Origin of the sequence: Agromyces sp. GXQ0307 (genome assembly GCF_044769845.1) — a bacterium.
GTDB lineage: Bacteria > Actinomycetota > Actinomycetes > Actinomycetales > Microbacteriaceae > Agromyces.
In genome coordinates, this window is sequence record NZ_JBIZVY010000002.1 from 966,525 (window position 1) to 980,081 (window position 13,557).

Annotated in this window: 14 protein-coding genes and 1 tRNA gene; 7 read left to right on the plus strand and 8 right to left on the minus strand. The window is 69.9% G+C overall.

The genetic code is table 11. The features are described 5' to 3' along the window. The first annotated feature begins 8 nt into the window (after nt 1–8). Nucleotides 9–1,175 carry a hypothetical protein gene (locus ACIQH8_RS09800; protein WP_400997739.1) on the plus strand — a complete coding sequence of 389 codons (1,167 nt, stop codon included), beginning with the start codon at nt 9–11 and terminating at the stop codon, nt 1,173–1,175. Nucleotides 1,176–1,221: 46 nt separating this feature from the next. Beyond that, nucleotides 1,222–2,097, plus strand: a complete 876-nt coding sequence (locus ACIQH8_RS09805) for a hypothetical protein (protein WP_400997742.1) — start codon at nt 1,222–1,224, stop codon at nt 2,095–2,097. Here the strand turns inward: ACIQH8_RS09805 and ACIQH8_RS09810 are convergent, their stop codons facing one another. The 7 genes from ACIQH8_RS09810 to ACIQH8_RS09840 form a co-directional block, all read right to left on the minus strand. Next, nucleotides 2,098–3,906, minus strand: coding sequence for an ABC transporter ATP-binding protein (locus ACIQH8_RS09810; protein WP_400997745.1), 1,809 nt, complete (start codon nt 3,904–3,906; stop codon nt 2,098–2,100). It abuts the gene before it with no gap. Nucleotides 3,907–3,996: 90 nt separating this feature from the next. Next, entirely contained in the window at nt 3,997–4,260 is a 264-nt protein-coding gene (locus ACIQH8_RS09815; RefSeq protein WP_400997748.1) for a PqqD family peptide modification chaperone, read from the minus strand. Beyond that, nucleotides 4,260–5,141 (minus strand): 2-nitropropane dioxygenase, encoded by an 882-nt coding sequence (locus ACIQH8_RS09820; RefSeq protein WP_400997751.1) that lies wholly within the window; start codon nt 5,139–5,141, stop codon nt 4,260–4,262. The genes ACIQH8_RS09815 and ACIQH8_RS09820 overlap by 1 nt, the downstream gene beginning before the upstream one ends. Further along, the gene (locus ACIQH8_RS09825) at nt 5,138–6,205 is read right to left on the minus strand and encodes a glycosyltransferase (RefSeq protein ID WP_400997754.1); all 1,068 of its coding nucleotides are present in this window, start codon (nt 6,203–6,205) and stop codon (nt 5,138–5,140) included. The genes ACIQH8_RS09820 and ACIQH8_RS09825 overlap by 4 nt, the downstream gene beginning before the upstream one ends. Further along, a complete protein-coding gene (locus ACIQH8_RS09830) occupies nt 6,202–7,419 on the minus strand; it encodes a hypothetical protein (protein WP_400997757.1) in 1,218 nt (405 codons plus the stop codon). Before ACIQH8_RS09830 ends, ACIQH8_RS09825 begins: the two co-directional genes overlap by 4 nt. A 6-nt stretch (nt 7,420–7,425) precedes the next feature. Further along, entirely contained in the window at nt 7,426–8,031 is a 606-nt protein-coding gene (gene dcd / locus ACIQH8_RS09835; RefSeq protein WP_400997760.1) for a dCTP deaminase, read from the minus strand. Nucleotides 8,032–8,051: 20 nt separating this feature from the next. After that, entirely contained in the window at nt 8,052–9,203 is a 1,152-nt protein-coding gene (locus ACIQH8_RS09840; protein ID WP_400997763.1) for a polysaccharide pyruvyl transferase family protein, read from the minus strand. Between the two features lie 42 nt (nt 9,204–9,245). Between ACIQH8_RS09840 and ACIQH8_RS09845 the strand changes: the two genes are divergently transcribed. From ACIQH8_RS09845 to ACIQH8_RS09865, 5 genes are all read left to right on the plus strand, one after another. Then, nucleotides 9,246–10,640: a Coenzyme F420 hydrogenase/dehydrogenase, beta subunit C-terminal domain gene (locus ACIQH8_RS09845; RefSeq protein WP_400997766.1), complete on the plus strand. Its 1,395-nt coding sequence runs from the start codon at nt 9,246–9,248 to the stop codon at nt 10,638–10,640. Nucleotides 10,641–10,736: 96 nt separating this feature from the next. Beyond that, nucleotides 10,737–10,807: transfer RNA gene (locus ACIQH8_RS09850), tRNA-Gly, on the plus strand. 312 nt (nt 10,808–11,119) lie between these two features. Beyond that, nucleotides 11,120–11,335 carry a hypothetical protein gene (locus ACIQH8_RS09855; RefSeq protein ID WP_400997769.1) on the plus strand — a complete coding sequence of 72 codons (216 nt, stop codon included), beginning with the start codon at nt 11,120–11,122 and terminating at the stop codon, nt 11,333–11,335. Nucleotides 11,336–11,391: 56 nt separating this feature from the next. Further along, the gene (locus tag ACIQH8_RS09860; RefSeq protein ID WP_400997772.1) at nt 11,392–11,985 is read left to right on the plus strand and encodes a hypothetical protein; all 594 of its coding nucleotides are present in this window, start codon (nt 11,392–11,394) and stop codon (nt 11,983–11,985) included. A 129-nt stretch (nt 11,986–12,114) separates the two neighbouring features. Beyond that, a complete protein-coding gene (locus ACIQH8_RS09865; RefSeq protein ID WP_400997775.1) occupies nt 12,115–12,780 on the plus strand; it encodes a thymidine kinase in 666 nt (221 codons plus the stop codon). A gap of 162 nt (nt 12,781–12,942) precedes the next feature. On the opposite strand, the gene ACIQH8_RS09870 is transcribed toward ACIQH8_RS09865, so the two are convergent. Continuing rightward, nucleotides 12,943–13,320 carry a hypothetical protein gene (locus ACIQH8_RS09870; RefSeq protein WP_400997778.1) on the minus strand — a complete coding sequence of 126 codons (378 nt, stop codon included), beginning with the start codon at nt 13,318–13,320 and terminating at the stop codon, nt 12,943–12,945. Nucleotides 13,321–13,557 lie beyond the last annotated feature (237 nt).

Here is a 13,557-nt window from a genome sequence, read left to right on the forward strand (position 1 = left end):
AGTCCGGGGTGCACATCGGAGTGCCCGTGGTCGAACACGACGACGATCGCGCAACCTGGTCGGTGCCGGTCACGGGGCTGCCGGGCTCCCCGGCTCGGCTCTGGTTCACAGTTCCAGGCGAACACGCCGAACTCTTCACCGATCTGGCCGATCCGGCGGTGATCGGCCTCCTGGTGCCCGCCATGCACGCGGGCGCCGGGATGACCATCGACGGGCCCGTGACCGACGAGCTCGTGTTCGGGCTGACCCATGGCTACGACCACGTGATGGAGGCAGTGATCCCGGGCCTCCGACGCATTGAGATCCGCGCCGAGGCCCCCACGCCGGCGAAGGACCCGGCTCCCGGCGTCGCCACGGGGTTCTCGGGTGGAATCGACAGCTTCTGCGTCATCGCGGAGCACCTCGGCCCGGACGTACCGGGCAGACTGCGGCTCACCCACCTGTCCTTCTTCAACGTCGGCGCAATGACGGGCGGCGAGGCGGGTCGTCGTCGCTTCACCCGCATGCAGACGCTGCTCGCCCCGGTGGCGGCGCGCCTCGGCTTGCCCTTCGTCCCGATCGACTCGAATCTCGACGACTTCTACCCGTTCGCCGGGTTCGTCCAGACCCACGGCCCCCGGAACCTCAGCGCGGCGTCGCTGCTGCAGGGCGGTGTGAGTCGATACCTCATCGCCAGCACACATCCGTTCACCCGCGTCTCCATCGGCGCTTCGCACAGCACGGCGTTCTCCGATCCGATCTCGACGCCGCTCCTGAAGACTCGGGCGTTCCGTCCGCGCTTCCATGGCAGCCAGTACACGCGCGCTGAGAAGACCGCCATCGTCGCGGGCCTGAGCGAGTCGCACGAGAGCCTGCACGTCTGCACCACCCTCACCGCCGACGGCCGCAACTGCTCGACGTGCCGGAAGTGCCTGCGGACCCAGTTGACCCTCGAGCTCATCGGGCAGCTCGAGGCATACGAGCGCGTGTTCGACCTGGAGCGGTACGTCCAGCGCAGACCGGCGTTCCTCGACGAGGTGGCCAGCTCCCGGGATCCGCACCTGGTGGAACTTCGGGAGTTCGCGCGTGAACGTGGGCTCCTTCTCCCGACGGCCGGGGTCGGATTCATCCGCCACCGCCTGCGCCGCCTCGAGCGCAAGTCCGGCGCGCTGCGCGGTCGACTCGCGGGCGGATGACCCGCAGGGTCGGCGACCCTCCCGCGCGTCCGTTACGTTTGGCACCGTGCTGGCATTCATCACGTCGCTGCGGCATCCGCACAACAGCGCCGACTACCGCGAGGTGGAGACGCTGCTTGCGGATTCGCTCCGCTCGGTGCTGCGCCAGGACGATCCGGATTTCAGCGTGTGGGTGGTCGGGAACCGACGCCCGACGGAACTTCCGGAGACGGTGAACTGGGTGCAGGTCGACTTCCCTCCGCCGAGTGGGCGTCGCGGACCGCAGACCGGCGTCGAGGCCGTACTGCTCGACAAGGGGACGAAGCTCGCCGTAGGCCTGATCGCCGCAGCGGCGGCGCGGCCCGACCACGTGATGCTGTTCGACGCCGACGACATGGTCTCGAAGCGCCTCGCCGGCCTGTCGGCCGCCGAGCCGGACGCCGACGGCTGGCGCGTGGTGGAGGGCTGGCGGTGGTCGAGCGAACGGCGCTCGATCCGCCGGCAGCCGGAGTTCCACCGCCATTGCGGCACCGCGTTCGTCGTACGGCGCGACCTCTACGGCGTGCCGGACGGACTCGGCGTGGACGCGAGCCAGGACGACCTCCGCGACGCCTTCGGCGAGCGTCTCTTCCGTCAGATCGGATCGCATCGCCACCTGAGCGACGACCTCGCGGCGGCGGGACATCCCCTGCGCCCCGTCGGGTTCCCGGCCGTGCTCTACCGCGTGGGCACAGGCGAGAACCACTCGGGCGTCTCACTCGGCGGCTTCGGACGGCCGATCGGGCGCGCCGTCGCATCCGAGTTCGGAGTGCCCGCCACCCGACTCACACCGGCCGGCCTGTTCCGGTCGGTCATGCCGAGCCGTCGGGCGCTCGAGCGGATGCCGAAGCTCCACTCGATCGTCACCCGCGCCGGTCGCGGCGCCGCGCCGCCCCGCATCTGATCAGTCGAGCTCGCCGAGTTCTACGAGGCGGGCGAAGTCGGCGTTCGTCGCGCGCACCTCGTCGAAGGTCCCCTCGGCGTCGACGTGGCCGCCCTTGAGGAAGACCAGCGTGTCGGCATGCCGCACGGTGGAGAGGCGGTGGGCGACGATCAGGATCGTCAGCGAGCCCTGCAGTGCGCCGAGGGTCTGGGCGATCTCGTGTTCGGTGACGTTGTCGAGCGCCGAGGTCGCTTCGTCGAGCACGAGCACACGCGGCCGCCGGTAGAGAGCGCGGGCGAGGCCGATGCGCTGTCGCTGCCCCCCAGACAGACGGACGCCGCGCTCGCCCACCACGGTGTCGAGGCCCTCGGGCAGGTCGCCGACGAGGCCCTCGAGCTGCGCCATCCGGATGACCTCGCGCACCCGGTCGACGTCGACGTCGACGGCCGGGACCCCGAAGGCGATGTTCGTCGTGAGGGTGGAGTTCAGCAGGAAGACGTCCTGCGGCACGACGCCGAGCTCGGCGTACCAGCTCGCGGGGTCGGCGGCGATCGAGCGGCCGCCGACGAGCACCTCGCCCTCGGTGGGCTGGAGGAGGCCGAGCACGATGTCGAGCAGCGTGCTCTTGCCCGCGCCGCTCGAGCCGACGAACGCCGTCGTCCGGTTCTCGGAGATCTCGAGCGAGATCCCCTTGAGGACGTGCTCCTCGGAGTCCGGATAGTGGAAGCCCAGGTCCCTCAGCACGATGTCGCCGGAGAACCGTTCGGTGCTCCGCGGGCGCTCGTCGTGCACGCCGCCGACCGCGAGCTCGTCGACGGCCTTGGAGATGATGTCGAGGCCCGCGCGCCCGGTGCGGATCGTCGCGAGGCCGGCGCCGATCCGGTTGAGGCCCGGGAGCGCGCGAAGGGATGCCGCGGCGAACACGCCCAGCACCGTCAGGGCCTCGGCGGGCGTGCCGGTCGTGAAGAGGATGACGGAGATGCCGAGGATCGCGACGACGAACCCGATCTCGAGGAGGTAGCGGGGCGCGTCGGAGAGGATCCCCATGACCCGCGCCGCCCTCGCGCGCCGCAGCCGCGCCTCGCGGAAGCCGTCGATGAAGGCGTTCGCGCTCGAGGTCAGGCGCGCCTCGCGGAAGCCGTCGAGCCCGGGCAGGAGGAACTGCCACGCCTCGAGACCGGCCGCCGCGACCTCCTCGCCGATGCGGTACTGGCGTCGTCGGAGCAGCATCTGGACGCCGAACACGAGCACGCCGAACAGCACGATCGCGAAGAGCGTGACCGCGACCGAGGTGAAGAGGAGGACGATCACGATGCCGACCAGGACGACGATGTCGGAGACGAGGCTGACCACGTTGAGCAGTACAGCCGACGCCTGGCCGGTCGCGTCGTTGATGTTGCGGTAGATCTCGCTGATCCGTCGCGACCGATGATCGGCGTACGGCGCGAGCGCATAGCGCCGCGCGAGCTCGGCGGCGGAGAGCGCGGAGATCTTCGTGGTCCGGCCGAGCAGCCACCAGCGGAACGCGATCGCGCCGATGCTCTTCACGATGAAGATGAGGGTGATCAGGCCGGCGACCACCGGGATGAGGGTCGACAGCTCGGTCGTGCCGACCACCCCGGAGATCCAGTCGATGAACCAGTTGTCCGTCTCGCCCGCGAAGAGCTGGGTCAAGGGGACCATCGCGGCGACGCCCAGCGTGTCGAGGGCCGCGAGGATCAGCGACGCCCCGATCGTGCCGAGCACCCACCGCTTGGGGTCGGCGCCGGCCATCTCGAGCATCATGCGCAGCTGCGCCGTCAGGCTCCGCTCGCGCGTGATTCGTGCCATGGTCTCCTCCGCGCCTCGCCCCCGATCTCGGGCGGCCGGGCCCTCCGCATCCTATCTTCGAGTCGCGTGCGATCGAGAACGTCGCGGCCCCTACGCTTCGACGGCGAGCACGCCCCGCGCCACCAGATCGGCGACGAGTCGCTCGACATCGTCGCGCACGAGGTCGGTCGGTGCGCCCGCTGCCTCGGCGACGCGCTCGACGACGGTCTCCCGGGGACCAGCGCAGGCCTCCGTCCAGATCAGCGCGCCCGGTCCGTCCAGCACCAGGATCGGCCCGCCGGGGAGGTGAGCCAGGTAGAGGACGTCATCCTGCTCGACGACGCCCACCGCATCCGCGACCCGCAACCGAACCATCACCGCACCACCTTCCTCGGGCCGAATCTCCGGTAGAGCGAACGGAACGCCCCGCCGACGGCACTGAGCGGCCGCCGGACGAACTCGATCGTCACATCCCAACCCGTCGGCGTCCGCCCGAGTCGATGCGAGAGGTGCTCCGTGTTGACGCGGGGGGCCTGCAGGAGGATCCGGAGGCCGTCCCGGACGGTCGGCGCCGCGCTGGCACGTGCCCACCACTCCGCGGCGCGGGAGCCGTCGCCGGAGACCACCTTCCAGAGCCGGTACTCCTTGTCGTGCCGGTATCGCTCGAGGTCGCCGGTGGCCGCCGCGAACGCCACGTGCGCCTGAAGCGCTGCGACGAGCGCGGTGATCTCCGCACGTCGGGCTTCAGGAGCGTCGTTCCAGACGTTGAGGACGTCACCGCGGAGGCCCTTGGCGGAACGTGCCGCGTTGAGCACGAGCAGCAGCGATTGCCCGGCCAGGCTCGGCACGCGGCATTCGACGCCCGCGATCTCGATGCCGTGGCCGTCTGATGCGAACCGCTCGAACGCCTGCGCCGCGTCGAGCCGGATGCCAGGGAAGTACCGGTGGATGTCGACGTATCCCCACGATTCGTGCAGATACGTCTGGGCGTGACCGAATGGCGATCCGTGCTCGAAGCTGCTGTACAGGGTCCAGCCGCGGGCGCGGAGCGCGCGGTCCAGGTCGTCGACCTGCGACGGCCGTACGAGCACATCCACGTCGCTGCCCGCGTAGCCGGTCGGGCGCAGCTCCGGATCGACGGCCGCCCCCTTGATATGGAGCAGGTCGACGCCCGCTTCCGCCGCCACGAGTTGCACCGCGGCGTGCCCGAACTGCAGGCGCACCCGGAGCGGCACCGTCACCTGGGACTCGCTCATGCCCGCTGCACCACCTCGTGGATCAGCCGGTCGAGCCGCGCGACGTGCGCGTCCCTCCGGAACCGCTGGCCCCATTCCCGGACGACCGCGGGATCGAGCGCGCGCGCGAACCCGATCGCCTCCGCGAGGTCCGAGGCCGTGCCGGACGTCGCGTACACGCCGCTCACGCCGGGCCGCACCGTCTCGAGGTAGCCACCGGCCGCGATCGTGGCGGCCGGCGTGCCCTCGAGCGCCGCCTCGAGCACGGTGAGGCCGAAGTCCTCCCGGCCGGCGCCGAGCACCACGGACGCGTGGCGGTACACCCAGCAGAGCTCCGCATCGCTGACGCGGCCGAGGCCGTGCACACCAGACTTCGGGTCGTCGATCGCCTCGGACCCCGCGCCGATGGCGACGATCGCGAGCCCGGCCTCGCGGGCGGCGTCGACGGCGAGGCGCACGTTCTTGTAGCCGCGGTCCCGGGCGACCACCACGGCGAACCCGTCGGGAAGGTCGCGCGTCGGCGGCGCTGCGTCGGTCGCCACCGGCTCGACCGGCGGGTGCACGACGATCGAGTCGAGGCCGTAGGCAGCGCGGATGCGCTCGCGCGTCACCTCCGAGTTCGCGACGACGGCGGTCGCCCGAGCCATCGCCTCGGCGTCGCCGCGCCGGAGCACCGGAGTGCTGAGCGCGAGTCCGGCCCGTCGGACCCTGCTGAGCCGCAGCCGGTAGTCGTCGGCCGCATAGAGCCAGCGCGCCGGGCTGTGCACGTAGACGACGTGCGGCATCTCGTAGCGGAAGCGGTGCGCCCAACCGCTCGACGACGCGAGCGCGACGTCGCCGCCGGAGACCGTCGTCCGAGCCGCGATGGCCGGCAGCGCCGGGAGCATCCGCTCGACCTGTCCCGACATCGCGACCGGGATGCTCGCGCGCACCTCGAGGTCGCGGAACGCCTCGAACGTCTTCTCGGGGCGATAGGCGAGCGCGACGATCTGCGTCGCCCCGAAGCCGGCCGCCCACTCGGCGACGACCCGCTCGGCGCCGCCGACCTGCACGAGGTAGTCGTGGGCGAGGACGAGTTCGGTCACGGGGTCCTCCTTCGCGAGCGCACGATCCGCACCGCGCCCCGCGACGCCGACCGGGCCGCGCGCCGGGCGGCCGCCACGGTCGCCCCGCCGCGAGCAGAAACCCACCACGCCCGGGGGATCCCGACGCGCTCGTCGTAGAGCTCGACGACGCCCCGCGTGCTGGGCTGGGACCTCGGCTGGAGCGTCCGGTCGAGCCCCTCGCGCAGGACCGCCTCCCGCCACCGCGGGTCGTTCGGGATGGCGAAGACGCCCCGATAGCGGTCGAGGGCCCCGAGCAGGTCGAGCGTCAGCATCGTGCGCCGGCACTTCCAGCACGTCGAGCAGTTCGTGCCGTCGACCGACTCGGTGCAGACGTCGAGGCGGTCGTACGAATGCGGCACCTGCGCGACGAGGGCGGTCTTCTGCGCCCGGTCGAGGTCGGCTCCGGACGACCGCAGGGTCAGCGATCCGGTCGAGAGCGTCGGGAGGAGCATGGGGTCGGCGTACGAGAGGTCGTAGATCGGGGTGGCCGTGACGTCGCGGTACGGCACGGACGAGGCATAGAGGAAGTGGCGCAGGCCGCCCGCGAGGAGGTGCGCCACCGCGGCGTTGCGCATGGTGTGGGTCTGCTGGAAGCCGAGCCCGGGGGCGGCGTAGGCGGCGTCGAGATTCGAATCCACGTCGATGAGCGGCAGCCCCATGGTCTCGGCGCCCTCCCGGCGTCGTTCGAGGCGCCGCCGGTAGAGCTCCCGCCCGCGTTCGCCACGGCCGTGCGAGCCGACGTCATTGAAGAGGAGGTGCGTGACGCGGAGCGCGTCCGGCACGTCTGCGGCGAAGTGGTGTCGAGCCAGCGTCCCGTACGAATCCACGCCCGCGGAGTACGCCGTCGCCACGGCATGGCCGGGCTCCGACGGCGGCACCGCGTCGAGGGCATCGATGGTGAGGCTCGAGAGCTCCGGTCGGACTCCGCGGAGGATCGCCGGGACGTCGTGCCGCAGGTTCCACACGAGTTCGTCGGTCACCGGTCCCTCCACGACGACGTCGCGCCGCAGCCGCATCGCGGGCATGAGCACGGCCACCAGCGCGGCATCCGCTCTCGGATTGACGAAACCGGCCGCCGACTCGGGCATCGAGAACCGGAGCCGGTCGATGCCGTCGAGGCCGGTGACGTCGACCGCATAGACGGTGCGGCCTCCGCCGGTTTCGACGACCGGCGCCCCGATGACGATCTTCATGCGCGCCTAGCTCCCCGGGGCGCCGGCGTCGGTGACGCCGACATCCGCCCGGCTGAAGTTCTGGAACGAGCGCGACGCGGTCGGGCCGCGCTGCCCCTGGTAACGCGACGAGTACTCGGCCGACCCGTAGGGACGCTCGCTCGGCGACGAGAGCCGGAAGAAGCAGAGCTGCCCGATCTTCATGCCGGGCCAGAGCTTGATCGGTAGCGTCGCCACGTTGCTCAGCTCGAGCGTGACGTGCCCGGTGAAGCCGGGGTCGATGAAGCCCGCCGTCGAGTGCGTCAGCAGGCCGAGCCGGCCGAGCGAGCTCTTGCCCTCCAGCCGCGCAGCCACGTCGTCGGGGAGGGTGACCGCCTCGAAGGTCGACGCCAAGACGAACTCGCCCGGATGGAGCACGAACGCCTCGTCGGGCCGCACGTCGATGAGGTGCGTCAGCTCGGGCTGGTCCTCCGCCGGATCGATGAAGGGGTACTTGTGGTTGTCGAACAGCCGGAAGTACCGGTCGAGGCGCACGTCGATCGACGACGGCTGGATCATCGCGGGGTCGTACGGGTCGAGCCGGATGCGCTCGCGATCGAGTTCGGCCCTGATGTCGCGATCCGAGAGCAGCATGCCCTCAGCGTACCGAGGCGTCAGAGGTTCGCGACGAGGTAGGCGGTCGCCCGCTCGCGCTCCGCGTCGAGCACCCGATTCACCCGGTCCCAGTCCGGCGCGAAGATCCGTTCGTCGAGGCCGTCGGCGGATGCCCCGGCACGGTGGTGCTCGAGGCCGAAGACGCCGAGCAGCGAGTCGAACCGCGCCGCCCCGCGCCGCGCGTTGGCGTGCACGAGGAACGGCCGATTGAACAGGATGGAGAAGACGCAGCCGTGGTACGAGTCGGTCACGACGAAGTCGGCGGACGCGATGCTCGCCAGCCAATGCTCGACGGAGGGCCGGTCGAATCGGGCGCGGTCCGCGGCGTACTCGGCGTACGAGCCCGGGGTCTGCGTCGGGAGGAGTTCCATCGGGGGCGCCCCGACCCGCTCGGCGATGGCACGCTCGGCGCGGAGCATGTCGTCGGTCGCATCGAGGCGGTAGATGAGCGTCCGGCCCGCCGCCGGGGCGGGCGCTGTGCCGGAACGGGCGATGAGCCCGCGGTAGTGCGCCGGCGTGAGCAGCATGGTCGGGTCGAGGTGCCGCTCGGCGTGGACCCCGAACTCCTCCGCGCAGATGCGGATGCCCGACTCCTCGCGCACCGAGACCGCGTCGAACCTCTGGATCAGCTCCGTCGATCGCGCACGCTCGGCCTCGCTGTACTCGTCGATGTCGTCGCGGCCGAAGGATGCCGCGTACGAGATCCGTCGCGGCCGTTCGCCGTCGAACTCCTCGATCACCTCGAGGAACTCCTCGGGGATCTCGGCGTAGGCCGCGCGCCACACCTGGTCGCTGCCGACGACGAACGTGTCGAACCGGCGCGCGAGCCGGGCGCGTCCGCGCGCCGTGTCCGCCCGCTCGACCGCCGACGAGGTCGCGAGGTGCTTCCGGACGAAACGCTGCTGCGCGGCGAGCACCTCGCGCGGCGCGCGCCAGCGCCAGTCGAAGCGTGCGGGAAGCAGCATCCGCACCGCCCGTCGCACCGCCCAGACACGGTGCAGGACCCGACGCCGGAGTGCGATCGGATCGCCGGTGTCGACGAACGCCTGGTGCCCCAGGTCACGGATGGCGCGCTGCAGGGCGTACGCCTGGACGATGCCGCCGTAGTTGGTGTGGAGGGGCAGCGTCTTGATCAGTACCCTTCGAGACACGGGACGACGGTAGCAGCGCCGCCGCCCGGGGCAGGGAGTGGCATGACGCACGGCATCGAACAGGTCGTCGAACGAGGCATGTGCATCGGCTGCGGCGCCTGCTCTGTCCGGACGTCGGGAGCGATCCCGGTGACGATCGGGCGCCACGGCGTCTACGAGGCGCGGCTCGGCGACGCCATCGCGCCGGACGCGCTCCGCGCCGCGAGCCGCGTCTGCCCGTTCTCCGACGAGGCACGGAACGAGGACGCGCTCACGCGCGAGCGATTCCCCGACCTCCCGAAGGACGATCGGATCGGAGCGCACCTCGAGGTCCTCGCCGGGCGCCGCACCTCGGAGCAGGAGATCATCGGCAGCAGCTCGGGCGGCCTCACGTCGCTGCTGCTCGAGGAGCTGCTGCGCGCCGGGCTCGTCGACGGCGTCCTCCACGTCGGCCGGTCGGCCGGCGACCCGCGCTTCTCCTACACCGTCTCGACCTCGCCCGAGGAGATCGAGCAGAACCGCAAGTCCATGTACTCGGCGACGACGCTCGCCGACGTCGTCGCGGACATCAGGGGCGACGGCCGCACCTACGCGGTGGTGGGCGTCCCCTGCTTCATCAAGGCCCTGCGCCTCCTCGCCTCCGAGCTGCCCGACCTCGACGCGCAGTTCGGGGTGTACGTGGGGCTCGTCTGCGGGCACCTGAAGTCCACCTTCTTCGCCGAGTCGCTCGCCTGGCAGGCGGGCGTGCCGCCCACCGAGCTCGAGGGCATCGACTTCCGCGTGAAGAATCCCGGTCGGTACGCGTGGGACTACGACTACGACGCCGTCGACGCCGACGGCGTGCACCACGTGCGACGCTCGGCCGACACCATCGACGGCGGATGGGGATTCGGCGCGTTCCAGCCGGAGGCCTGCAACTTCTGCGACGACGTCGTCGCAGAAGGGGCGGATGTCGCCTTCGCCGACGCCTGGCTCCACAAGTACGCCGCCGATTGGCACGGCACGAACGCGGTCATCCTCCGCGACGAGCGCGTGCGTGCCCTGCTCCGCGCTGCCGCGGAGCGCGGCGACGTGGAACTCGAGCCGCTGTCGGTCGGGGATGCCGCACGGTCTCAGGCCGGCGGATTCCGCCACCGACGCGACGGCCTCGCCCTGCGACTGGCCGACGACCTCGCCGCAGGCCTCAGCGTGCCCGCCAAGCGCGTCGCTCCCGACCGGAACGCCGTCTCGCGTCGGCGAGCCGCCGTGCTTCGACAGCGACGGCGGATCTCGCGTCTCTCGCTCACGGCCTTCGCAGAGGCGCGTGCGGACGGCGACTTCGACCGGTACGCGCGGCCGATGCGGCGCGCCATCCGCCGGTACCGACTGCTGGACGCGTGGTCCCAGGGCACGAAGGCGCTCGCCCGGCACGTCGCGCGACCCGTCGTGCATCGGGCGCGTCGCATGCTGCGTCGATAGCGACATCTGCGGCTGCCGCGACGAGTGCGTTCGAGCGGGTGGCGCTTGCTATGCTGACTGCGTCGCACCCGGAGTCATCGGCACCGGATGCCACGCGCCGATGTAGTTCAATGGTAGAACTTCTGCTTCCCAAGCAGACAGCGCGGGTTCGATTCCCGTCATCGGCTCTTCGCAAATCCCCTGATCAGACAGGTTTTCCTAGACCATCGGAGCGGGCGACAATCCCGCTCGTCGCCCGATATCACGCGGAAACAGTCCACGCCGACACGCCTCAACGCGTTCGATGGGTTGATCAGGGGTTTCGACGAAGAGTGAGCCGCGACTCTCGATTGCAAAATCGCTCTCGTAGTCACTTAATAGTCACAAATTCGAGCCGATCCTGGCCTCAGCGGAGCATGCAACACCATCGTCATCACGAGCTCGAGCACTGGGCGGTGGGTCTCGTCCGTCGTCCCGTTCAACGTGACTAGGTTGGTGGCATGGGAGACGAAGACGACTCCACCCGGCCCCCCGAGCGAACCTCAAACAAGCCCGAGCCGCCCTACCAAGCGCTCCTTCCGGAGTTCGACAAGATGAGCCGGTCATCGTTCGAGAAGGGCACCGTGAGCCGGCAGCGAATCAATCGCGCCGTGCTCCTGCTGGCGCTGATACCGATCGTGGTGCTCGCGGCCGTCTTCCTTCCGCAGCTGCTCTGAGCCCGCCGGATCCCTCAACGATCAACCCAAGTTCGGTCGCATGCCAGACTTCCGCCATGGATCTCGACGGTCGCGTTGTCGGACAAGCCCTCGCCAAGCGGCTCCGTCCCATCCTGCGCGAGCACGGATTCCATCGATTCCAGGGACGGAACGTCTGGCGGCGCACCGACCTCACCGTCGGCCTGGTTTCGTTCCCCTCGATGAACGCGTACGTCGCCGCAGGTGTCGGCTGCACGACGTACTCGTTCAGCGGTGCGGCCGGCGTCTACTACCCCGCACTGGATGACGGGGCGCGCGTCGAGTGGCCGCGGGATTACCAGTTGACCTTCCGCGGGATGCTGGGAAAGACCATCCGACAGCCGTACTTCCATCCGTACGGGATCAGCGACGGAAGTGACCGAGCTGATGTCTGGTACGTGCTGGAGGACGGGAGCAACCTCGACGAGGTCGTAGAGGACGCCGTTGCAGCCGTGCTGGCTCAGGGCGTGCCATTCATCGACCGTCTCGACGACCCGCGACAGGCGATACAGTCATTGCTTCACGATGAGCGGCGGAACCCGGACTTCGGCAGCCTCGGACTCCTGTCCGCAGGGTCAGGCTCATCTCAGCGCACCCAAGACATCGAACGGCTGAGTGCACTCCTCGGCTGAGTCGACAGCGACCTGCCGAGAAACTCGCCGTGCGCTCAGACGATCCCTCTGCGAACTCGTCGGCTGCGAGGTGCAGGGCTGGCATCCTTTCCGTTCCAACTGACGAAGGCCTGATTTAGGCTCTGACCCATGCCCGGGAACCCGAACGGCCGGCTCCAGGTCGTCTGTGGGCCGATGTTCGCCGGCAAGTCCGAGGAGCTGCTGCGGCGGGTGCGCCGTGCGCAACTTGCCGGACTGGCCGTCGAGGTCGTCAATCACGCGCTTGACGATCGGCACGCCGCGGGCCGGGTGGCCTCGCACTCGGGGCTCAGCATCGCGTCCCGATCAGTGCTGGACGTCGAGTCGCTGGTTGAGCTGGTCGGCGATCGCGAGCTTGACCTGCTGGGGATCGACGAGGCCCAGTTCTTCGGGCCGGAGCTCGTCCCGGCGGTGAGCAGGCTGGCACTCAGCGGGATGTCGGTGGTCGTCGCCGGTCTGTGCGTGACGTTCGACGGCCGCCCTTTCGAGCCCCTCCCGTCGCTTATGGCGCTTGCCGAGGACGTGACGAAGCTCACAGCGGTGTGCGCTGTCTGCGGGGCAGGACGCCTCGTTTCATCAGCGCGTCCTCGCCGACGAAGTCGCGGACGCACGGGTCGCGACCGCCGAGCACGTGGGCGGCATCGAGTCGTACCAGGCACGCTGCAGGCAGCACTTCAGCGAAGGCGGTCGCTCCGCGTAATCGAGGATCGGGACCAGTTGGTTGCGCACGGTCTTCTCGGAGAGGAAGAGGCGATCTTGTGTTGGCGAGTCCCCTGACCAGGTGCCCGACTACCTCGTGCTCGCGGTCGCTGAGCTCGGGGAAGAGGAGCGAGTGACCGTCGGCGCGCATGCACTCATGCCAACTTCGTTCGCGTCAACACACGTCGTCGAACGCGACAGTTGTCGCCTCATATCGGATCCCTCAGCGGTCAGCCGAGCTCATCGACGCCTGGCCATCCGCTTAGTGGCCTCGTCAGCAGCGCCGTTCGCACCGAACAGATAGAGCCCTGCTGCCACAGCGCCGCTGATACCGCAGGCGACGCTGAGAGGATCCCAGCCTTCGACGCCTGCGCCGACGGCTAGACCAATCCCTCCGATTGCGGCTGTGATCGCAGCAAGAACGCCGGCGCGACCGATCCACGGCAATGCTGCTTGATGCGCGCGTGCCCACACCTCGTCGGATTCGCGCGCATAGCCGGGCAGCCCGATGTAGGGATTCCGAGGAAATCGTCCGGCGTGGATCAGAACGTACTGAATCGCACATACGAGCGCGCCTAGGCCGAAACCCAGGCACAGTACAAGCAGCATGCGGGACACCGCATCATCCTAGGTCGGCTGTCGCGCTCCCGTATCTCATCGCGGCCATGACTTCACCCAGCGAAGCGGCCGCCCAATAGGCGGTCCACCGACGACCGTCGCTGAGCGTAAGTAGGGTGTCATGGTCATTGGGTCGCGTGATTACGATGATCAGATGGGTTTTCGCCGGCGCGATGAAGAGGACAGATCGCTCTTCGGCGTTGTGCTGGGTGGTGTCGGAGCTCTCGCGATCGGCGT

Coding starts and splice junctions, on each gene's coding strand:
- ACIQH8_RS09860 (WP_400997772.1), top strand. CDS start 11,392: ATGGATCTCGACGGTCGCGTTGTCGGACAAGCCCTCGCCAAGCGGCTC.
- ACIQH8_RS09845 (WP_400997766.1), top strand. CDS start 9,246: ATGACGCACGGCATCGAACAGGTCGTCGAACGAGGCATGTGCATCGGC.
- ACIQH8_RS09810 (WP_400997745.1), bottom strand. CDS start 3,906: ATGGCACGAATCACGCGCGAGCGGAGCCTGACGGCGCAGCTGCGCATG.
- ACIQH8_RS09815 (WP_400997748.1), bottom strand. CDS start 4,260: ATGGTTCGGTTGCGGGTCGCGGATGCGGTGGGCGTCGTCGAGCAGGAT.
- ACIQH8_RS09830 (WP_400997757.1), bottom strand. CDS start 7,419: ATGAAGATCGTCATCGGGGCGCCGGTCGTCGAAACCGGCGGAGGCCGC.
- ACIQH8_RS09855 (WP_400997769.1), top strand. CDS start 11,120: ATGGGAGACGAAGACGACTCCACCCGGCCCCCCGAGCGAACCTCAAAC.
- ACIQH8_RS09865 (WP_400997775.1), top strand. CDS start 12,115: ATGCCCGGGAACCCGAACGGCCGGCTCCAGGTCGTCTGTGGGCCGATG.
- dcd (WP_400997760.1), bottom strand. CDS start 8,031: ATGCTGCTCTCGGATCGCGACATCAGGGCCGAACTCGATCGCGAGCGC.
- ACIQH8_RS09820 (WP_400997751.1), bottom strand. CDS start 5,141: ATGAGCGAGTCCCAGGTGACGGTGCCGCTCCGGGTGCGCCTGCAGTTC.